Below are 20,821 nucleotides of genomic sequence, written 5' to 3'. Positions count from 1 at the left end.
ACTCGTAAGGGAGCCTCCGCCCGTGGCGCGTTCACTCGACGGTCTCGTTCTCGCCCCCGTCGCCGACCAGGCGCCCGGCCAGGTGGGTACGCGCACCCGCTTCACCTATCACGAGCAGGACGGCGCCGTATGGGCCGAGTACGCGGGCGGTGACGTCGTCCGGGGGCGGCTGGTGGGCACCAGGGAGGGCGACCGCCTCGACTTCCGGTACGTGCAGCTCAAGACCGACGGAAGCACGTCGTCGGGACACTGCGTGTCGACCGTCGCCGAGCTGCCGGACGGGCGGGTGCGCCTGGACGAGGCCTGGGAGTGGGAGTCGCAGCGGGGCAGCGGGACGAGCGTTGTGGAGCAGGTCACCGCGCACGGGCACTGACCGACCAGGTGCCGGTGTCTAAGGTGATCAGGTGAGCGAGCAGACGCAGGAGCAGACCCGGGAACGGGGAGCGGACGCGGAGCGCCGCGTGGTCGTGGTGGGCGCCGGCATGGCGGGCGTGCAGACCGCGGTCGCCCTGCGGGAGCAGGGCTTCACCGGCACCGTGACCCTGATCGGCGCGGAGCCGCACCAGCCGTACGACCGTCCCCCGCTGTCCAAGGCCGTCCTGCTCGGCACGGCCGAGGGCTCCGCCTTCGACGTCGACTTCCAGGCGCTCGGCATCAGCCTGCGGCTCGGCTGCGAGGCCCTGGGCGTCCGCCCCCGCGCGCACGTCCTGGACACCTCCGACGGACCTGTGCCGTACGACCTCCTCGTCCTCGCGACCGGCGCCGAACCGATCCGGCTGCCCGGTGCGCAGGGCGTGCCCGGAGTGCACCTGCTGCGCACCCTGGACGACGCCGAACGGCTGCGGCCGGTGCTCGCCCGGCAGCACGACATCGTGGTCGTCGGCGCGGGCTGGATCGGCGCCGAGTTCGCCACCGCCGCGCGGGAGGCGGGCTGCGCCGTGACCGTCGTGGAGGCCGCCGGCCGGCCCCTCGCCGGCGCTCTGCCCGCCGAGGTCGCCGCGCCGATGACCGGCTGGTACGCCGACTCGGGCGCCGTACTGCGCACCCACGCGCGCGTGGAGCGCGTCGAGACGGGCGGTCCCGGGAAGCCCGGCGGACCCGGCGCGCCCGGCCACGTCGTCGTCCTCGACGACGGCTCGCGGCTGCCCGCCGGCGCGGTCGTCGTCGGCATCGGAGCCCGGCCCGCCACCGCCTGGCTCGCCGGTTCCGGGATCGACCTCGGCGCGCACGGCGACGTCCTGGCCGACGACCGCCTGCGCACCTCCGTCCCGGACGTCTACGCGGTCGGCGACTGTGCCTCCTTCCCGTCCGGCCGCTACGGCGAGCGGCTCCTGGTGCACCACTGGGACAACGCCCTCCAGGGCCCGCGCACGGTCGCCGCCAACATCATCGGCGCCGCCGTCGGTGAGGCCCCGGTGGCCTACGACCCGGTGCCGTACTTCTGGTCCGAGCAGTTCGGCCGCTTCGTCCAGTACGCCGGTCATCACACGGCCACCGACACCACCCTGTGGCGCGGCGACCCGTCGGGCCCCGCCTGGACGGTCTGCTGGCTGCGCGAGGACCGCCTGGTCGCCCTGCTGGCGGTGGGCCGTCCCCGGGACCTGGCCCAGGGCAGACGCGTGATCCAGGCCGGCACGACGATGGACCCGCGGCTGCTGGCCGACCCGGCGAGGCCGCTGAAGGCGGCGGCGGCGTAGCCCTCCGCCCGGGTGCGGCGACCCGGGTCGGACGGGTCTGGTTTCCGACTGTCAGTGCCAGATGGCAGGCTTGGGACGTGACCGAGATTGACGCAAAGATCGATGCTCTCGTGCCTGCCTGGCTCACCGTCCCCGACATCGCCGAGATGCTCGGCGTCGAGGTGACCCGCGTACGCCAGCTGATCAAGGAAGGCCAGCTCATCGCCGTACGGCGCGGTGAGAACCGCGCGCTGCACATCCCCGCGGCCTTCATCGACGAGGACAAGGTCGTCAAGGGCCTGGTCGGGACCCTGACGCTGCTGCGGGACGACGGCTTCACCGCCGAGGAGATGCTGGAGTGGCTCTTCACGCCCGACGAGACCCTGCCCGGGACGCCCGCCCAGGCGCTGAGCGAGAATCGCGGCACGGAGGTGAAGCGCCGCGCCCAGGCGCTCGCCGTCTGACCTGACAGACCCGCCCGGCGTTCGGGCCGCGAGCAACGGCCCCCGGCGGCCACGACGGCCCGCGGTCCCGTACGCCACGGCGGCGACCCGCCGCCGCCGTGTTTCTCGGGGCCGAGGGGGAGTCCGCGGCCACCGGGAGCGGCGCTCTCCCGGTTCCGGTGGCCGGGAGCGGCGGCCTCTCCGTGCCGGTGGGCCGCGAGGCGACGGTGGCACGAGGGGGAGTCCGCGGCTCTCGGGAGCGGCGGCCTCCTGGTTCCGGGGCCGGGGGCGGCCTCTCCGTGCCGGTGGGCCGCGAGGCGACGGTGGCACGAGGGGGAGTCCGCGGCTCTCGGGAGCGGCGGACTTCTGATTCCGGGGCCGGGGGCGGCGGCCTCTCCGTGCCGGTGGGCCGCGAGGCGACGGTGGCGAGGCACGCTCCGTATCCTCGGGACACAAGCCAAGGCCGCGGGGTCCGCCGCGGGCCCACGCCACCGACCTGGGGGACATCCGCATGCCCGACACCGCAGCGACCGCCCGCGCCCGGCTCGCCGACGCCCGGCTCTACCTGTGCACGGACGCCCGCCGCAGCCAGGGCGACCTGCCCGAGTTCCTCGACGCGGTGCTGGCGGGCGGCGTCGACATCGTGCAGCTGCGCGACAAGGGCATGGAGGCGGGGGAGGAGCTGGAGCACCTCGAGGTCTTCGCCGACGCCTGCGCCCGGCACGGCAAGCTCCTCGCGGTCAACGACCGGGCGGACGTCGCCCACGCCGCCCGCGCCGACGTGCTGCACCTCGGGCAGGGCGACCTCCCGGTGCCCGCCGCCCGCGCGATCCTCGGCGACGCCGTCCTCGTCGGCCGCTCCACGCACGCCGGTTCCGAGGCCGCCGCTGCCGCCGTCCAGGACGGCGTGGACTACTTCTGCACCGGCCCGTGCTGGCCGACCCCCACCAAGCCCGGCCGCCACGCACCCGGCCTCGACCTGGTACGGCACACGGCCGCACTCGGCACGGACCGCCCCTGGTTCGCCATCGGCGGCATCGACCTCGGCAACCTCGACGAGGTGCTGGAGGCCGGTGCCCGGCGCGTCGTGGTCGTCCGGGCGATCACCGCGGCGGACGATCCGGGCGCCGCCGCTGCCGAGTTCACGAAGCGACTGCGGCAGGCATAGGCGGGTGCCGGTGGCATGTGTCCAAGGGGTGGACAACAACTCGACAATGCGGACAAATATCCCGCATCCGGTTGGGTGACCGCCGCCCCCTGGCTAACCTGCCCGTATGGCCCTCGGAACCGCATCCACCAGGACTGATCGCGCACGCACCGTGCGCGACATGCTCGCGTCCGGCAAGACGACGTACTCGTTCGAGTTCTCCGCGCCGAAGACGGCCAAGGGCGAGAGGAACCTGTGGAGCGCGCTGCGGCGGGTGGAGGCGGTCGCCCCCGACTTCGTCTCCGTCACCTACGGCGCGGGTGGTTCCACGCGCGCGGGGACGGTCAAGGAGACCCAGCAGATCGTCGCCGACACGACACTGACCCCGGTGGCACACCTCACGGCCGTCGACCACTCCGTCGCCGAGCTGCGCAACATCATCGGCCAGTACGCCGACGCCGGGATCCGCAACATGCTGGCCGTGCGCGGCGACCCGCCCGGCGACCCGACGGCCGACTGGATCGCCCACCCCGAGGGCCTGACCTACGCCGCCGAACTGGTCCGCCTCATCAAGGAGTCGGGTGACTTCTGCGTCGGCGTCGCGGCCTTCCCCGAGATGCACCCGCGCTCCGCCGACTGGGACACGGACGTGCGGCACTTCGTCGACAAGTGCCGGGCCGGCGCCGACTACGCGATCACGCAGATGTTCTTCCAGCCCGAGTCCTACCTGCGCCTGCGCGACCGGGTCGCCGCGGCCGGCTGCGAGACCCCGGTCATCCCCGAGGTCATGCCGGTGACCAGTGTGAAGATGCTGGAGAGGTTGCCAAAGCTCAGCAACGCCTCGTTCCCGGCCGAGCTGAAAGAGCGGATCCTCACAGCAAAGGACGATCCGACCGCTGTACGCTCCATTGGCATCGAGTTCGCCACGGAGTTCTGCGCGCGGCTGCTGGCCGAGGGCGTCCCCGGACTGCACTTCATCACGCTCAACAACTCCACGGCGACCCTGGAAATCTACGAGAACCTGGGCCTGCACCACCCACCGCGGGCCTAGACCGGCCGCACATATTTGCGACACACTGCGTAACGGCCACTGCGTGTCGGCCACTGGGAGAGGGGCGTACATGGGCTGGACGGTCCTCTACATCGCGTTCGGCGTCGTCGCGCTGTGGCTGCTCGGTGAGGTGCTGCTGCAGTACAAGGCGCGGCTGCGCTGGCGGCTGCTCGCCTTCGGCGGCTTCGTCGGTGTCGTGGCCGGTGTGCTCATGTCGAACGTGATCGTCATCGGGCTGGGGACGGCCGCGTTCGCCGTCGGCCAGACCTACGTCACGCTGTCGTTCCGCCGCGGCTTCGAGGCCGGGTGGGCGGTCAACGCCCCGGCGAGCCTCGTCGGCAGGCGCGGCCGTCCCGAACGGGGCCGCCAGGCACCGACGTTGGAGGTCGCCGGGCTCGAGGCGGCCGAGGGCGGCCGGGGCGACCACGACGTCTACGACGACCGTGCGCAGGGCCACGCGTCCGGTCAGGACGGTCCGCCCTACGGCGGCGACGCGTACGGCCGTGACGACTACGGCCGTGACGACTACGGCCGTGACGACTACGACCGTGACGACTACGACCGCGACGACGTCTTCACCCCGGCCCGCCCCGCCGACCCCCCGGCCGCGGAGACCACCGCCGTCCACGAGCCGCAGCCCATGCCGGACGACACCGGCTCGTACGGCGTGTACGCCGACGCCGGCTACGCCCAGGACCAGCAGGCACCGGCCGCGGCCGCGCAGGGCGCCGATCAGTCATACGCCTACGACTACTCGGGCTACGGGCAGCAGGGGTACGGCTACGACACCGGCGGCCAGCAGCAGTACGCCGCCTACTCCGACCCGTACATCGGCACCCACACCTACGGCGGGGCGTCGTACGACACCGGCTCCTACGACACGACCGGCGGACAGCAGTACGGCCAGCAGGGCTACGCGCAGGACCAGTACGCCACCGGCACGCCCGGCGGCGAGACCCCGGCCGGCGGGGTGTGGGTGCCGCAGCAGCGCAGCACCGACGACCCCTACGGGGGCGAACTCCCGCCGGAGCAGACGTATCCGTACCAGGGCAACGGCCAGACGCAGGACCAGGGTCAGGGCTACGACGAGCAGTACCGCTTCTGACGCTGTCTCAGGGGCCCGATGGCCGGCCCCTGCCGCTCACTGGGAGCCCCGGAACTCCGGTCCCTCCACGATCAGCCCGGCGACCAGCGCGCCCGACATTCCCGCGTGCGGCAGCCCCCCGCCGGGGTGGGACCAGCCGCCGACCGTGAACAGCCCGCCCACGCGCGTGCCGTTCGCCGGGTGCAGCAGCCGTCCGCCTGCCCCCGCCAGCGCCGGCACCGGAACCGCGCCGCCCGCCACCCCGGTGTCCGCCGCGGCATCGGCCGGGGCGCGCACCTCGTGCCACAGGAGACGGTCGCGCAGACCCGGTACCGCACGCTCCGCGGCCTCGACGAGGCGCTCGGCGTGGTCCCCGGTGTCCGCTGCGCTGCCCGCGGGCACCACCGAGGTCAGGGTGACCGCCTCGTGGTCCGGGTCCGGGACCAGCGCCGGGTCCTCGGGACGCAGGACCGTGACGGTCGGTTGCGCGGGCAGGCCGGGTGCCGGGCCGAACAGCGCCTCCAACTCGGCCTCGCGGTCCGGCGCGTGCACCACCGTCCGGTGCGCGGCGCCCTCCGGACGGCCGCCCCGCAGCGCCAGCAGCACCGAGAGCCGGCTCGCTCCACCGTGCCGCGGCGGCACCTCGCCGTCGCTCCGCACCGCCGACCCGCCGCAGAGGCGGTCCAGCACACCGGGCGCCACACCGGCGACCACGAACTCCGCCCCGGCCACCACGCCATCGGCCAGCCGCACGCCCGCCACCCGGCCGTCCTTCTCGACGATCCCCGTGACCTCGGCGCCGAAGTGGAACTCGACCCGGCGGGCCAGGCACCGTTCGTACACCGCCCGCGCCAGCTCCCGCAGACCGCCGCCGCGCACGTACCACACACCGAAGGCGTACTCCATGTACGGCAGGACGGCGCTGTTCGCCGGGGCGGTCCGGGGGTCCAGGCCGTACGCGAGCGCGTGGCTCTCCAGGAGGGCGGCGAGCCGGGCGTCCCGCAGCTCCCAGGCGCCGACCTCGGCGAGCGTGCCGGCCCGCCGGGTGCGCAGGAGCCGCTTGTGCGGGACCGCGGGATAGGGCTCGCGCTCGGCGAGCACCTTCCAGTTCGGCCACAGCGGCTCTTCGAGGAGCGGGCGGCGCGTCCGGTCCCAGGTCTCCCGGGCCCGCACCAGGAAGTCGCCCCAGCGCCGCGCGGCGGTCGAGCCGAGTGCCTCGTCCAGGGCGGCGACGACGCCCGCCCGCGAGGCGTTCGGCAGCGACACCTCCGTCCCGTCCGCGAACACGTGCCGTGACGACGGGTCGACCTGGACCAGCTCGACACAGGACTCCAGCGGCTCCTTGCCGGTCTTGACGAACAGATCGCGCCAGACCGCGGGCAGCGGCAGCACACCGGGACCGGTGTCGAAGGAGAAGCCGTCCCGCTCGACGCGGCGCAGGGCTCCGCCGTACGTCCCGGTCCGCTCGTACACCGCCACCCGGTGGCCCGCGACGGCCAGCCGGGCCGCGGCCGCCATCGCGCCCATCCCGGCGCCGATCACCGCAATCCGTGCCATGCCAGGGACTTTATCCGCCGCCGCCGACGATGCGGTCCCAGGGGCCGCCGGGCCGTGCACCTGCGGGAACGGCCGGTGACGGGGCCGGCCTGAGTACCACGACGGGCGCGCGGGTGACCGGCCGGGCACGCGCTGCCGTGAGCCGGGGTGCGCACGACTGAGTACCCGTACCTAGCCGCCCGGATGAGTACGCACGCGGATGGGACCCTGCCCGCGTTGACGAGAGAGTGGAGGCACGGAGAAGGGCACGGCTCCGGAACCGGCGACACGGGGCGCCGGAACGGAACCGGGCCCGCGATCCGCTCCTTCCGCCGGCCGCGGTCGGCGGGAGCGAGGCACGGGGGGACCCGGGGGAACGACCGAGAACGGGGGTTCCAACGGGGGGACGTACGGGGGAGCAGGAGAAGGCGCCGGTCCGACGGTGGCCCGCGGGGGACGCGGCCACCACGGACCGGCGCCTTCGTGCCCGGCCGGCGGCACGCGGGGTCTCAGGGGCGGCCGCTCACGCGTCCCTGAAGCAGCCGCGACAGGGCCGAGTGCACGTCGTCGAGGGAGCGTTCCGGCTGGAACGACTTCCAGTCCAGCGCGGCCACCAGGACCATGCCCACCAGTGCGGCTGCGGTCAGCGGCACGTCGATCTCCTCGCTGAACTCACCGCTCCGCACGCCCTCGCGCAGCACGCCCTCCACGACCGCGACGGCCTCCTGCCGGACCACCAGCAGCGTGGACTGCCAGGCCCGGTTGGTACGCCACAGCTCGGCCACGTACAGCTGGGTGAAGGCCGGGTAGCGGTCGATGAAGACGAGCCCCGCGCGGATCATCGCGTCCAGGGCGGCGACCCGGCCGCGGCCCTCCCGCGCCGTCCGCTCCGACGCCTGGCGCAGCGACGCGGTGAGGAGCCCGACACCATGGCGCAGCAGCTCCTCGAAGAGGACGGACTTGCTGGCGAAGTTGTAGTAGACCGTGCCCTTCGCGACCCCGGCGCGTTCGGCGATCTCGTCCACGGTGGTGGCGGAGAAGCCCTGCTCGGCGATGAGGGTGACGGCCGCCTCGTAGAGCTTCTGCCGGGTGGCCTCGCGGCGGCTGCTGCCCTGCGAGGTGGCGCTGCTGCTTTCCATGCACCGATTGTCACAGCACTCCTCCTGGGGGTGTCACCGCAGGGTGCACGGCTCCGCTCCGGGTGCGGCCGGCCGGACGCGGTGCGCCGACCGGTCGGGGCAAGTAGCCGACCCGAACCTACGATCGAAGCAAAAGCCCAGGTCAGAACGGATTGTCAGTGGCATACCTCACTATGGGCACATACGGCACCTCGTAGCAGAGCGTGCCGTCACGGAGACGACAGGAGGATCGTCATGGCCCACTCGTCAGCAGCCGCCGCCCGGCGGCGCCGCGCAGCCGGCCCTGCACCCTCACTGACCGGCCCGGCGAGCGACGTGCACCCCGTGCTCCGCCGGACGACCGCACCGCCCGCCGCCCTCGACCTGCTCGCCCAGGCCCGGGCCGGACTGGAGGAGGCCACCGTCCTCGAGACACCGAACGAGCGCTACGCGACGGCCCATCTGGCCGCCCTGCGCACCGCCGCCGCGGTGCTCGCCGCGCGAGGCCGCCCCGAGACCACCCCGCGGGCCCGGGCCCGTATCCGCAGCGCCTGGGAAGTGCTCCCCGAGATCGCGCCCGAGCTCTCCGACTGGAGCGCGCTGTTCGCCTCGGGCGCCCGGCGCCGGGCACGGGCCGAGGCGGGCATCGAGGGCGCGGCCAACCGCCGGGACGCCGACGACCTGATACGCGACGTGGCGATGTTCCTGCGCCTCGTGGAGCGGATGCTGGTCCTCCAGCCGGTCCTGCCCCAGCCCCGCGCCGACACGGGCCACCCGGCCCCGGACCACGCCGCCCCAGGCGCCCTCGCGCCGGGCCGCTCCGACGCCGACGGTCCCGACTCCGTGCGCCCCGGTTCCGGGCGTCTCGGTTCCGGGCGTTCCGACGCCGGCCGTCCTGATTCCGTGCGCTCCGAGTCCGGTCCCGATTCCGGCCGCCATGGCGTCGACCGTCCGGACTTCGACCGTCCGGACTTCGACCGTCCGGGCAGGGGGCGGTCGGGCGGGGACCGCGTGGGCCATGAGCTGCCGGACGCGGGCTGAGCGCGCCGGCCCCGGCCCGCCGGGCGCCTCCGGGGGGTGAGCCTCCGGACAGGGCCCGCGGGCACGTGCGGGGTCGGTGGCACGGGGTGACCGGTCGGCGTACCGGAGGCAATAGGGTGGGAGGCGCCTGAAGCCTGCCCCTTCCCGCACCCGGGCCGGGGCGGCAGCCCGTTCGCTCCGCCCGTGCCCGAGGCGGTGCCGCGCCGAGGAGTCAACTGCCGTGTCGGACCCGATGCGCCCGCCCGTCTCCCAACCCCGTCCGCAAACGGCGTCGCCGCGCTCCGAGCCCTCGCGTTCCCGAGCCGCCCTTCGTACCGCCGTGGTCTGGGACGTCCTCCAGGACGCCCTCGACCGCCGGGTCAAGGCCACCGGCCGCCAGGCGCTGGACGTCCTGGACACCGGGGGCGGCAGCGGCAACTTCGCGGTGCCCGTGGCCCGCCTCGGCCACCGCGTCACCGTCGTCGACCCGAGCCCCAACGCCCTGTTCGCCCTGGAGCGCCGCGCCGCCGAGGCCGACGTCGCCGACCGGGTGCGGGGCGTCCAGGGAGACGCCCACGGCCTCTTCGACGTGGTCGAGCGCGGCGGCTACGACGTGGTGCTGTGCCACGGCGTCCTGGAGTACGTGGACGACCCCGCGGACGGCATCCGCAACGTGGTGGCCGCCCTGCGCACCGAGGGCGTCCTCAGCCTGCTCGCCGCGGGGCTCGGCGGGGCCGTGCTCGCGCGCGCCCTCGCCGGCCACTTCACGGAGGCCAGGCAGGCCCTCGACGACCCGGACGGCCGCTGGGGCACGGGTGACCCCGTACCGCGCCGGTTCACCGCCGAACAGCTCAGCGGACTGGTCGAGGCCGCGGGGCTGCGGATCGGCGCCGTGCACGGCGTGCGGGTCTTCGCCGACCTCGTCCCGGGAGTACTGGTGGACACGGAGCCCGGCGCCATGGACGCGCTGCTGAAGCTGGAGGCCGCGGCGGCCGAACTCGCCGCGTTCCACTCCGTGGCCACACAGCTTCACGTGCTCGGTGAGACACGAGGGGCCCAGGAGGCTTGAGTCACCTGGTGGGGTAAGGCCCTGATCAGGGACGCGACTGCAGATGGAGTACGCCACAGGCCCCCCGAACGGGGGCCAGTCGCCGTATGATCGAGGGAGACCGCCCGGCATGACGGGTCGGCCGCTGGGGAATGTGAACTTCAGCGAGCCGGCACGGCCATGACGGAGACCGGTTGGCCAATTGGCGTAGAGGGGCGGGTTTCACGGGGGCGATTCCCTGCCTATCCTGAAGGGACCCCCCCGGGTCGCCCCGGCGACTGCACGATGAGGAGGACTCCGTGCCGCTCTCGGAGCACGAGCAGCGCATGCTCGAGCAGATGGAGCGAGCGCTGTACGCCGAAGATCCCAAGTTCGCGACAGCGCTCGAGGGAAGCGGGCTGCGTACGTACACCCGGCGACGGGTCTACCAGGCGGTCGCGGGCTTCCTCGTAGGTATTGCGCTCCTCATGGCCGGTATGGTCGCCCAGCAGGTCTGGCTCAGTGTGGTGGGCTTCCTCGTCATGCTGGGCTGCGCGGTCCTCGCCGTGACCGGCTGGCGCAAGGCGCCGAAGCCGGGCGAGCAGCCGGATGCCGCTGCCGGACCGGAGGGGCGCCGTCAGCCACGGCAGAAGCGCTCCATGATGGACCGCATCGACGAGCGCTGGCAACGGCGCAGGGATGAGCAGCAGGGCGGCCAGTAGCGCCCGAGCCGCCACTCATCAGGACATCTGCGTGAGGGGGTGACCACCGACCGGGTGGTCACCCCCTCACGCGTGCCCACGCACGCCCGGGACGCGGGCCCGACCCACTCGGAGCCCAGAGCCGGGTGCTCCGGGCCCCAGATCCCGAGTGCTTCCGGGCCCCAGATCCCGGAAGCAAGGCCGGCCGGCCCAGGCGCCCCCGCCCAGGCCGACTCCCCGCGCCGCCGTTTCAGCCCTGCTGTCCCGACGCCTTCCGCAGCGTCGGGCGGGCCGCCGCTGCCCGCTGTTTCAGGGCAGCCCACCGGGCCGACACCGCCCAGGCCACCCGTACGGTCGAACGCGGGGCGAGCAGCGCACGCAGCCGTGTGCCGCGGCTGACGGTGTCCCGTAGACCGGCGCTCGCCCGGTGGACGTCCTCGGTGAGACCGGCAGTCAGGCGGGGCCGTGGCGCGTAGAGCACCTGCTCCACCGCGTCCGCCACCCGGTGCACCGCCGCAGCCGCCGTCGGGTCGAGCTGCCCGAGCCGGACGATCCGGGCCGCCGCCTTGCGTGGTGTCTGCGACTCCTCCGGCATGATCCCGAAGTCCCATGCCGTATCCGTCAGCTCCCGCCAGACCGCCAGGGTGTGCGGACCCGCGTCCGCCTCCGTGCGGCCGTGCGCCCCCAGCCGTACCGACCGGGTACGCAGCCGCCACAGCAACGGCGCCAACGGGATCAGCAGCACCGCGAGCCCACCCGCGGCCCACGCCAGTACCGCATACCACTTCGGCCCGTCTCCACCGGTGACCGGCACGGCCGCCGCGGACTCGCCGGCGCAGGCGCCCAGCTTCTTGTCCTGGGCCGTGCAGCTCTCGCTCGCCGAGGGCGCCGCCGACGGCTCCGTCTCGGCGTTCCGGGACGGCAGCGCGGGGTCCGGCACCGAGCTGCCCGGCGCCTCCGTCACGGTGTACGACGGGGTCGAGCCACGGGTCGGCGTCGGCTCGAAGCGGGTCCAGCCCACGCCCTCGAAGTACACCTCGGGCCAGGCGTGCGCGTCCCGCAGCCCCACCGAGACCGAGCCGTCGGCCTGCGGGGAGCCCGGCGCGAAGCCGACGGCCACCCGGGCCGGAATGCCCAGCGAGCGGGCCATCGCCGCCATGGCGAAGGAGAAGTGGACACAGAAGCCCTGTTTGTCCTCCAGGAAGCGGGCGATCGCCTGCGAGCCGCTGCCGACCTTGACCTGGGTGTCGTACTCGAAACCGCCGTTGATCGCGAAGTACTCCTGGAGCTCGACCGCCTGCTCGTAGGGATTCGCCGCGCCGGCGGTCACCTGGCGGGCGACCCGGGAGACCACATCGGGCAGCGAGTCCGGCAGCTCGGTGTACTCCCGCTTCAGCGCCGCCGACGGCTGCGGTGCGGCGGCGAGCTGGTCCGCCGTCGGCTGCACGTTCAGGCTCCGCACCTCGTACGTGAGCCCGCGCGTGTTCTGCCCGTGGTCGCCGACCAGCGTCATGCCGACGGGTTCGTAGCGCCAGTTCCCCGCGATCCGCACGCCGCTCGGTGGGTACGGCATCGGCAGCCAGTCCTGGGCGTACCAGTCCGCGGCCGAGATGGTGGTGCGGGTCTGCGTGCGCTTGGTTTCGGGGCCGAGGCCGATCGGTGTGGGGAACGTGCCGTCCGGCACGGCGGTGATGTTCCGCTTGGACGGCTTCCACGTGGTGCCGTCGAAGTCGTCCAGGGACACGATGCGCAGGTACAGGTTCGACATGTCGTCGGAGTCGGTCTCGACGGAGAGGACCTGCCGGTTCTCGTCGACGTTGAGACTGTCGCGCAGCGAGACCAGCGGGTTCACCGCGGAGATCGTGCCGCCGCCCCCGGTCCCGGAACCGACGCCCGTCCTGGCGCTGTCCAGCAGTCCGCCGTTCATCGCGGGCAGGGCGAGCGGCACCACCAGGGCGATGCCCAGCGCGAACGCGCCGATGCGCCGCCCGGTGCGGACGGGAGCGACCACGCCGTCCTGCTCACCGCCCGGGGTGCGTGGCGCGCCGCCGAAGACCCGGCCCCACTGCGAGAGCCGGTCACGTCCTTCGGCCAGGAGCAGCATCAGGTAGCCGGTCGCCGCGACCAGGAACCACAGCCAGTCGGTGCCGCCCTCGGAAAGCCCGGCGGCCACCGAGTACAGCGCGAGCAGCGGCAGCCCGGCCGGGGCGGCGCTGCGGAAGGTCACCGCGAGGGTGTCCACCAGCAGGCCGATCACCAGGACACCGCCGACCAGCATCAGCCGGATGCCGTCGGACTCCAGCGGCGCCGGGATCGCGTACCGCGCGATGTCGTCGCCGCCCTGTTGCAGCAGGTCGGCGAAGCGCTGGAAGGCCTGCGGGCCGGGAATCAGCCCGGCGGGGGCGTGCTGCCGGGCGAAGACCAGGGTCAGGAGCACCAGCGTGACCACGGCCTGCGCGGCGACGGTCAGCGGCCGGGCCAGCGGCACCCGGCGCGCCGCCGCGCCCACCGCGGACTGGACCGCCAGCAGCAGCGCGGTCTGCAGGATCCACGTGGCCGGGTCGACCAGGGGCAGCAGCGCGCACGCCGCCATCAGCGTCGCCGCCCACGCACACAGCGCCAGCCGCGCCCGCCCGCTCATCGCGTGTCCTCCCGGCCCGTGACCGCCGCGGGGCGGGTGTGCGGGTGGTCCGCCTGCCGGGTGTGCTCGTGGCCCGTCTGCCGCGCGGGTCGTCGGGGCCCGGCCGCCTCCCCCGTGTACCGCGCCGGCCGCGCCCGCCCGCTCATCGCGTGCCCTCCCCGCCGCTCGCCGCCGCGAGGCCGGTGCGTTCGTGGTCCGACAGGCGCCACATCTCCTCCAGGGTGGTGCCCCGCGGCACGCTCACGGCGGTCCAGCCCGCCTCGCGCAGCATCCGCAACCGTTCCTCGCTCCTGTCCAACGGGCCGGGCACGTCCGCCGGTTCCCGTGCCCAGGTCTCGCTGTCCAGGACGAAGGCGACGGCACCGCCGCTGCGCTGCCGCATCTTGGCGGCCACCGTGGCCTGCTCCTCGTCCAGGTCGCCGAAGAACGCCACAAGCAGCCCCTCGTTCCCGCCGCGCAGCACGTCGTACGCCCGGGACAGGCCCGTGCCGTCGGAGTGGTCGATCACCGCGAGGGTGTCCATCATCAGCCCGGCCGCGTCGGCCGTGCCCTGGCTCGCGCCCGCGAAGCCGTCGGAGCCCTCGCCGGGCACCGAGTCGCCGCTGCCGGTGAGCAGCCGGACGGAGAAGCCCCGCTCCAGCATGTGCACCAGCACGGAAGCGGTGCCCGACACCGCCCACTCGAAGGCCGAGTCCGGGCCGGCGCCCTCATAGGCCACGACCCGGGTGTCCAGCAGCACCGTGCACCGGGCGCGCTGCGGCTGCTCCTCGCGGCGCACCATCAGCTCGCCGTAGCGGGCGGTGGAGCGCCAGTGCACGCGGCGCAGGTCGTCGCCGTAGCGGTAACCGCGCGGGATCACGTCGTCCTCGCCCGCCAGCGCGAGAGAGCGCTGCCGCCCCTCGCCGTACCCTCGTGCCTCCCCGCTCAGCCGCACCGGCGGCAGCGCTTCCACGCGCGGGATCACGGTCAGGGTGTCGTACGTCGAGAAGGAGCGGGTCAGCTCGCACAGCCCGAACGGGTCGGTCAGGCGCAGTTGGAGGGGGCCCAGCGGATAGCGGCCGCGCAGGTCGGAACGGACCCGGTAGGACACCTCGCGGCGGCCGCCCGGCTCCACCCGGTCGAGTACGAAGCGGGGGCGCGGTCCGAGCACGTAGGGCACTCGGTCCTGGAGCATCAGCAGACCGGTGGGGAGCCGCGAGACGTTGTCGATGCGCAGATGCACCCGGGCCTCGCTGCCCGCGGGTACCCGCCCGGGGGAGAGCCGGCGGCTGCCCGCCACGCGGTAGCGAGTGCGGTAGAGCAGGGTCGCGCAGACCAGCGGCAGCACGCTCAGCAGCAGGCCGACGCGGAGCAGGTCGCTCTGCCCGAGGACGTAGGCGCAGACCGCGGCGGCGATGCCGGCGGCCAGGAAGGACCGTCCGCGGGTGGTCAGACCGGTCAGGGCGGTGCGGAAACCGCCGCCCTCACCCCGGTCGTCGTCCGACCGGTCCGTCCCCCCGGTGTCCATCACAGCCTCCGCGGCGGTTGCTGACCGTACGCGGACGCGCCGCGGCCCGCGCCGATGCCCGTCTGCTGCTGGGGTGCCGCGGGCACCGGTGTGCGCTGCAGGATCTCCTGGACGACCTGCTCGGCGGTGCGGCGGTTGAGCTGGGCCTGGGCGGTGGGCAGCAGGCGGTGGGCCAGGACGGCGACCGCGAGGGCCTGCACGTCGTCCGGCAGCGCGTACTCCCGGCCGCTCAGGGCGGCGGACGCCTTCGCCGCGCGCAGCAGATGCAGCGTGGCGCGCGGCGAGGCGCCGAGTCTGAGGTCGGGGTGGGTGCGCGTGGCGGCGACCAGGTCCACGGCGTACCGCCGGACCGGGTCGGCGACGTGGACGCCCCGGACCGCCTCGATCAGCTTCAGGATCTCGTGCGCGTGCGCCACCGGCTGCAGGTCGTCCAGTGGGTTCACCCCGCCGTGCACGTCGAGCATCTGCAGCTCGGCGTCCGGGCTGGGATAGCCGATGGAGACCCGCGCCATGAAGCGGTCGCGCTGGGCTTCCGGCAGCGGGTAGGTGCCCTCCATCTCGACCGGGTTCTGCGTCGCCACCACCATGAAGGGGCTGGGCAGCTCGTAGGTCTGGCCGTCGATGGTGACCTGACGCTCCTCCATCGACTCGAGCAGCGCGGACTGCGTCTTCGGGGAGGCGCGGTTGATCTCGTCGCCGATCACCACCTGCGCGAAGATCGCGCCGGGCTTGAACTCGAAGTCCCGGCGCTGCTGGTCCCAGATGGACACGCCGGTGATGTCCGAGGGCAGCAGGTCCGGGGTGAACTGGATCCGGCGCACGGAACAGTCGATGGACCGCGCCAGCGCCTTGGCCAGCATGGTCTTGCCGACCCCCGGGACGTCCTCGATCAGCAGGTGGCCCTCGGCGAGCAGCACGGTCAGCGAGAGCCGTACGACCTCGGGTTTCCCCTCGATCACGCTCTCCACCGAACCGCGTACCCGCTCGACCACAGCGGTCAGATCATCCCCCACGCTCGAATACGCTCGCGCGGCGGCGCCCCCATGGCTCGCCTGATCGTCATAGGTCGTCACCCGGCCCTCCTCGGCCTTTCCCCCGCTCCCTGAGAAGCGGGGGTACCCCAACTTGCCGGGACGGCCACCCACCGCGGACCGGCCCACCCCGAATCACGGACACCGTGCGGAAAAAGTTCCGCACGACACCACTTCCCGCATTCTTGCTGCCGTTACCGATTCGTGTCACTCGCCTGTGGACAACTGGCCGCGATATGTCGGGCCTTACGGCCTTTGCGGTGCTCGCGCGACGGGATCACCAGGGCGGGATCATCGGGGCGGGCGGCCGGATCAGGCGGTGTCGACCTCACGGAGCCGGCCCGTCTTCACGTCGTAGACGAAGCCGCGCACGTCGTCCGTGTGCGGGAGGAAGGGCGAGGTCCGGACCCGCTCGACGGACTGCCGTACGTCCTGGTCGACGTCCCGGAAGGACTCGACCGCCCAGGCGGGGCGCTGGCCGACCTCCAGCTCCAGCTCGTGCCGGAACTCCTCGGTGAGGGTCTCCATGCCGCACGCCGTGTGGTGGACGAGCACCACGCTGCGGGTGCCGAGCGCCCGCTGGCTGATGGTGAGGGAGCGGATCACGTCGTCGGTCACGGCACCGCCCGCGTTGCGGATGACGTGGCAGTCGCCGTTGCGCAGGCCGAGCGCCGCGGTCACGTCCAGGCGCGCGTCCATGCAGGCCACGATGGCGGTCTGGAGAGCGGGGCGGCCCGCCAGTTCGGCGTCGGAGAACTCGGCGGCGTAGCGTGCGTTCGCCTCGACGAGCTCGTCGACGGTGGTGCCGGTGCCGGTCGTGCCGGACCCGGAGTCCGCGGGAACCGATGCAGAAGTCGTCATAACCATGACGTTACTGGTCACCTTTGTGCCGGGCTCGCTGTGAAGCGGGACAAAGAACGCCATCGAACCCTGTTGTGAGCCACTCCACAGACCCTTTTGGGTGCCTCCGCACGAGTGAAGTACCGCCCCGCCCCGATTCGTGTCCGCCGCCGTCCGCGACGCGCAGGCCGGTTGATTGACCGGGCGACAGGGTGGACTAAAGTGACGCGAAGCGGGAGGCGAGGCTCTCCCTGCTGGACTGAAATCCCCGGAGACCTGGGCGACGTCCCGCCAGATCTCCCCACGTGCGCGGCGCGTACGTACGGCTCGGCCTCCTCCCGCTCCCGGCCGGCCGACGCTTTTGGCGCCGGCAGGCCTCCCCTTCACGAGCGAGCGGGAGGGGACCCGGCGGTGCGTGACGCCGCGCCGGACCTGAGAGGCCGCCCCACTTGAGCCAGAGTCGACACGTCCCGGTGATGCTCCAGCGGTGCCTGGACCTGCTGGCGCCCGCCCTCCAGGAACCGGGCGCCGTGGTCGTCGACTGCACGCTCGGACTCGGCGGGCACAGCGAGGCGCTCCTCGAACGCTTCCCCGAGGTCCGGCTCGTCGCCCTCGACCGGGACAAGGAGGCCCTGCGCCTGTCCGGCGAGCGGCTCGCCCCGTACGGGGAGCGCGCCACCCTGGTGCACGCCGTCTACGACGAGCTGCCCGACGTACTCGACCGGCTCGGCGTCCCGCGCGTCCAGGGCGTGTTGTTCGACCTCGGCGTCTCCTCCATGCAGCTCGACGAGGCGGACCGCGGCTTCGCCTACGCCCAGGACGCCCCGCTCGACATGCGCATGGACCAGACGACCGGCATGAGCGCCGCCGAGGTCCTCAACACCTACCCGCCGGGCGAACTCGTCCGCATCCTGCGGGCCTACGGCGAGGAGAAGCAGGCCAAGCGGATCGTCTCAGCGGTCGTGCGCGAGCGCGAGAAGGAGCCGTTCGGCAACAGCGCGCGTCTCGTGGAGCTGATCCGGGCCGCCCTGCCGCAGGCCGCCAAGCGCACCGGCGGCAACCCGGCCAAGCGGACCTTCCAGGCGCTGCGCATCGAGGTCAACGGCGAGCTGTCCGTCCTTGAGCGGGCGATCCCGGCCGCAGTCGAGACCCTCGGCGTGGGCGGCCGGATCGCCGTGCTGTCCTACCACTCGCTGGAGGACCGGCTGGTCAAACAGGTGTTCGCGGCCGGCGCCGCCAACACCGCGCCGCCCGGGCTGCCGGTGGTCCCCGAACGCTACGCGCCACGGCTCAAGCTGCTCACGCGCGGTGCCGAACTTCCCACCGAGGAGGAGATCGCCGAGAACCGGCGGGCGGCACCGGCACGGCTGCGCGGCGCCCAGCGCATCAGGGAGTCCATCGGGTGAACCGAGCGAGGCAGGCCAGGCACGGGTGCGGACGGTCCACCCGGGCCGAGGGGAGGGCGCGTGAGTAGGAAACCCGAACTGAAGGGGCGGGCGGCCCGGCTCGCCCAGTTGCTCCCGCCGGGCGGCGCACGCGGCCAGGCGGCCCGGGCGCCGTTCGTCCTCCTCGTGGTCGTCCTCCTGGGCGGCGGCCTCATCGGCCTCCTGGTGCTGAACTCCGCCCTGAGCGAGGGCTCCTTCCAGCTGGACGACCTGAAACAGAGGACGAAGGAGCTCACCGACGAGGAGCAGGCGCTCCAGCGGGACATCGACGCCTACTCCGCTCCCCGCGCCCTCCAGCGCCGCGCCCGCGAGCTGGGCATGGTGCCCGGTGGCGATCCCGCCTTCCTCGCCCCCGACGGCACCGTGAAGGGCTCGCCCAGTCCCGCGCCCACGGCCGCCTCCGCCCCGCTGGTCCTCGCCCCCGAGGCGCTGACCGCAGCCACCGGCGGCGTCTCCGCCGCCGGTACCGAGCCGCCCGACCCGGCCCCCACTCCCGGCACCGCGGCCACCACGGCCGCGACCCCCACGCCGGCGGCGGCGACCACCCCGACCCCGACTCCCGGCAGGTGACGGAAGTGTCCGACAGGGAACCGCCGCGCCGCCGCGTGCCCGGACCCGCGAGGCCCGTCCGCCCCGGCGGCCGGCGGCAGCCCGGCCCCGGCGCCCGGCCCGCCCGCCGGCCGGGCCCGCCCCGCTCCGCGGCCCGCGCCATCCGGCTGGGCAGCCCCCGCCCGCGCCTGCGCCTGATCGGCCTGGCCCTGACCCTGGTGATGTCCGCCTTCGTCGTACGGCTCCTCCAGGTGCAGGCCGTCGACGCCGGCACGTACGCCGCCAAGGCCGAGCAGAACCGCTACGTCGTGCACACGCTGCCCGCCGAGCGCGGCGGGATCACCGACCGCAACGGCGTCGCCCTCGCGAGCACCGTGGACGCCTACGACATCACCGCCGACCCCACGATGTTCACCCGGGAGCAGCTGAAGGTCGGCGACGGTCCCGAGCAGGCGGCGGCGCTCCTCGCGCCCATCATCGGCGAGGACCAGCAGGACCTGGCCGACGTGCTCCGCCCGAAGAACAAGGAGCTGCGCTACGTCCGCCTCGCCCGCCGGCAGACCCCGCAGGTCTGGAACCAGATCAAGGACCTGAAGACCGCGCTGACCAAGAAGGCGGAGACGGACAAGTCCGTGGTCAACGTCCTCGCGGGCGTCTTCGCCGATCCCAGCAGCAAGCGCGTGTACCCGGGCGGCGACCTCGCCGCCGGCGTCCTCGGCTGGGTCGGCGCGGACGGCAAGGGCGGCGGCGGCCTGGAGCGGCAGCTGAACGAGACCCTGGCCGGCAAGGACGGCGAGATCCGCTACGCGCAGTCCGGCGGCCGCCAGGTACCCACCGCCGGCTCCACCGAGACGCCCGCCGTCCCCGGCAGCGACGTCGAACTCACCATCGACCGCGACATCCAGTGGGCCGCCCAGCACGCCATCAGCCGGCAGGTGGAGGAGTCCAAGGCGGACAGCGGCTACGTCATCGTCCAGGACACGGCCACCGGCGAGATCCTCGCCATGGCCAACTCGCCCGGTTTCGACCCGGGCGACCTGGCCCGGGCCGACCCGGACGCGCTGGGCAACGCGGCCCTCCAGGACGCCTTCGAACCCGGCTCCACCGCCAAGGTGATGTCGATGGCGGCCGTGCTGGAGGAGAAGGCCGCCACTCCGATGACCCACCTCACCATCCCGAACCGGCTCAAGCGCGGCGACCGGCTCTTCAAGGACGACATCGACCACCCCACCTGGTACCTCACGCTCAACGGCGTGCTCGCCAAGTCCAGCAACATCGGCACCATCATGGCCACCGGCGAGCTCGGCAAGACCCAGGAGGAGGCCAACAAGGTGCTCCACTCCTACCTGCGCAAGTTCGGCCTCGGCGGCTACAGCGGGCTCGGCTTCCCCGGTGAGACCAAGGGAATCCTCGCGCCGCCCGACCAGTGGTCGACCTCGCAGCAGTACACGATTCCCTTCGGCCAGGGCGTCTCCGTGAACGCCTTGCAGGCGGCCTCCGTGTACTCGACCATCGCCAACGGCGGCGTCCGCGCCGAACCCACGCTCGTGCGCGGCACCGAGGAGGACGACGGGCGCTTCACCCCGGCTCCCGAGCCCAAGAAGACCCGCGTGATCAGCGAGAAGACGGCGAAGACCCTCTCGCAGATGCTGGAGTCCGTCGTCGACGACGAGGAAGGCACCGGCACCAAGGCCCGCATCCCCGGCTACCGCGTCGCGGGCAAGACGGGCACGGCCAACCGGGTGGATCCGGCCACCGGCATGTACAAGGGGTACACCTCGTCGTTCGCCGGGTTCGCCCCCGCCGACAAGCCCCGCGTCACCGTCTACTGCGCCATCCAGAACGCCACCGAGGGCAGTTACTTCGGCGGCCAGATCTGCGGCCCCATCTACAAGCAGGTCATGGAGTTCGCCCTGAAGACCCTTCAGGTCCCGCCGACCGGGGCCGCCCCCGCGAACCTCCCGGTGACCTTCAAACCCTGACGAGGACCGAGCAGACCCCGACC

Annotated in this window: 17 protein-coding genes and 1 pseudogene; 12 read left to right on the top strand and 6 right to left on the bottom strand. The window is 73.6% G+C overall.

Annotated features, from left to right (window positions below; all coding sequences use genetic code 11):
• Positions 1–22 precede the first annotated feature (22 nt).
• From ACIQ1J_RS01775 to ACIQ1J_RS01750, 6 genes are all read left to right on the top strand, one after another.
• Positions 23–373 (top strand): hypothetical protein, encoded by a 351-nt coding sequence (locus tag ACIQ1J_RS01775; protein ID WP_403553203.1) that lies wholly within the window; start codon positions 23–25, stop codon positions 371–373.
• A 109-nt stretch (positions 374–482) separates the two neighbouring features.
• Positions 483–1,697 carry an NAD(P)/FAD-dependent oxidoreductase gene (locus ACIQ1J_RS01770; RefSeq protein WP_403553790.1) on the top strand — a complete coding sequence of 405 codons (1,215 nt, stop codon included), beginning with the start codon at positions 483–485 and terminating at the stop codon, positions 1,695–1,697.
• Between the two features lie 77 nt (positions 1,698–1,774).
• Positions 1,775–2,140: an Rv2175c family DNA-binding protein gene (locus ACIQ1J_RS01765; protein WP_055416498.1), complete on the top strand. Its 366-nt coding sequence runs from the start codon at positions 1,775–1,777 to the stop codon at positions 2,138–2,140.
• Positions 2,141–2,630: 490 nt separating this feature from the next.
• Positions 2,631–3,287, top strand: a complete 657-nt coding sequence (gene thiE, locus ACIQ1J_RS01760; RefSeq protein WP_210958963.1) for a thiamine phosphate synthase — start codon at positions 2,631–2,633, stop codon at positions 3,285–3,287.
• Positions 3,288–3,393: 106 nt separating this feature from the next.
• Positions 3,394–4,317 (top strand): methylenetetrahydrofolate reductase [NAD(P)H], encoded by a 924-nt coding sequence (metF, locus tag ACIQ1J_RS01755; protein WP_210958965.1) that lies wholly within the window; start codon positions 3,394–3,396, stop codon positions 4,315–4,317.
• A 70-nt stretch (positions 4,318–4,387) separates the two neighbouring features.
• The gene (locus ACIQ1J_RS01750) at positions 4,388–5,422 is read left to right on the top strand and encodes a hypothetical protein (RefSeq protein WP_403553200.1); all 1,035 of its coding nucleotides are present in this window, start codon (positions 4,388–4,390) and stop codon (positions 5,420–5,422) included.
• 36 nt (positions 5,423–5,458) lie between these two features.
• Here the strand turns inward: ACIQ1J_RS01750 and ACIQ1J_RS01745 are convergent, their stop codons facing one another.
• Positions 5,459–6,958 carry a phytoene desaturase family protein gene (locus ACIQ1J_RS01745; protein ID WP_403553198.1) on the bottom strand — a complete coding sequence of 500 codons (1,500 nt, stop codon included), beginning with the start codon at positions 6,956–6,958 and terminating at the stop codon, positions 5,459–5,461.
• Between the two features lie 488 nt (positions 6,959–7,446).
• Positions 7,447–8,076, bottom strand: a complete 630-nt coding sequence (locus ACIQ1J_RS01740; protein WP_403553196.1) for a TetR/AcrR family transcriptional regulator — start codon at positions 8,074–8,076, stop codon at positions 7,447–7,449.
• 234 nt (positions 8,077–8,310) lie between these two features.
• Here ACIQ1J_RS01740 and ACIQ1J_RS01735 point away from each other — a divergent pair.
• The 3 genes and pseudogenes from ACIQ1J_RS01735 to ACIQ1J_RS01725 form a co-directional block, all read left to right on the top strand.
• A pseudogene (locus ACIQ1J_RS01735) lies at positions 8,311–8,880 on the top strand (SAV_6107 family HEPN domain-containing protein); the annotation flags it as partial.
• Positions 8,881–9,316: 436 nt separating this feature from the next.
• Positions 9,317–10,144, top strand: a complete 828-nt coding sequence (locus ACIQ1J_RS01730) for a methyltransferase (protein ID WP_403553194.1) — start codon at positions 9,317–9,319, stop codon at positions 10,142–10,144.
• 278 nt (positions 10,145–10,422) lie between these two features.
• A complete protein-coding gene (locus ACIQ1J_RS01725; protein WP_403553192.1) occupies positions 10,423–10,824 on the top strand; it encodes a spore wall synthesis complex protein in 402 nt (133 codons plus the stop codon).
• A 229-nt stretch (positions 10,825–11,053) separates the two neighbouring features.
• On the opposite strand, the gene ACIQ1J_RS01720 is transcribed toward ACIQ1J_RS01725, so the two are convergent.
• The 4 genes from ACIQ1J_RS01720 to ACIQ1J_RS01705 all read right to left on the bottom strand — a co-directional run bounded on the left by ACIQ1J_RS01720 (position 11,054) and on the right by ACIQ1J_RS01705 (position 16,843).
• Positions 11,054–13,444, bottom strand: coding sequence for a DUF3488 and DUF4129 domain-containing transglutaminase family protein (locus ACIQ1J_RS01720; protein WP_403553190.1), 2,391 nt, complete (start codon positions 13,442–13,444; stop codon positions 11,054–11,056).
• Positions 13,445–13,586: 142 nt separating this feature from the next.
• Positions 13,587–14,951, bottom strand: coding sequence for a DUF58 domain-containing protein (locus ACIQ1J_RS01715; protein WP_403553188.1), 1,365 nt, complete (start codon positions 14,949–14,951; stop codon positions 13,587–13,589).
• Positions 14,951–16,024, bottom strand: coding sequence for an AAA family ATPase (locus ACIQ1J_RS01710; RefSeq protein ID WP_403553186.1), 1,074 nt, complete (start codon positions 16,022–16,024; stop codon positions 14,951–14,953). Before ACIQ1J_RS01710 ends, ACIQ1J_RS01715 begins: the two co-directional genes overlap by 1 nt.
• Positions 16,025–16,294: 270 nt before the next feature.
• Positions 16,295–16,843 (bottom strand): beta-class carbonic anhydrase, encoded by a 549-nt coding sequence (locus ACIQ1J_RS01705; RefSeq protein WP_403553184.1) that lies wholly within the window; start codon positions 16,841–16,843, stop codon positions 16,295–16,297.
• Positions 16,844–17,271: 428 nt separating this feature from the next.
• On the opposite strand from ACIQ1J_RS01705, the gene rsmH reads away from it, so the two are divergent.
• From rsmH to ACIQ1J_RS01690, 3 genes are read left to right on the top strand one after another with little or no spacing between them, the layout of a single operon-like run.
• A complete protein-coding gene (rsmH, locus tag ACIQ1J_RS01700; RefSeq protein WP_403553182.1) occupies positions 17,272–18,228 on the top strand; it encodes a 16S rRNA (cytosine(1402)-N(4))-methyltransferase RsmH in 957 nt (318 codons plus the stop codon).
• 60 nt (positions 18,229–18,288) lie between these two features.
• Positions 18,289–18,837, top strand: coding sequence for a septum formation initiator family protein (locus ACIQ1J_RS01695; protein ID WP_403553180.1), 549 nt, complete (start codon positions 18,289–18,291; stop codon positions 18,835–18,837).
• Positions 18,834–20,798 carry a peptidoglycan D,D-transpeptidase FtsI family protein gene (locus tag ACIQ1J_RS01690; RefSeq protein WP_403553178.1) on the top strand — a complete coding sequence of 655 codons (1,965 nt, stop codon included), beginning with the start codon at positions 18,834–18,836 and terminating at the stop codon, positions 20,796–20,798. The genes ACIQ1J_RS01695 and ACIQ1J_RS01690 overlap by 4 nt, the downstream gene beginning before the upstream one ends.
• Positions 20,799–20,821 lie beyond the last annotated feature (23 nt).

The sequence above is a fragment of the Streptomyces sp. NPDC097107 genome, assembly GCF_044762405.1.
GTDB classification, from domain to species: Bacteria; Actinomycetota; Actinomycetes; order Streptomycetales; family Streptomycetaceae; genus Streptomyces; species Streptomyces thinghirensis.
The sequence above is the reverse complement of the archived record's forward strand: the minus strand, read 5'-3'. Positions and strand labels throughout refer to the sequence as shown.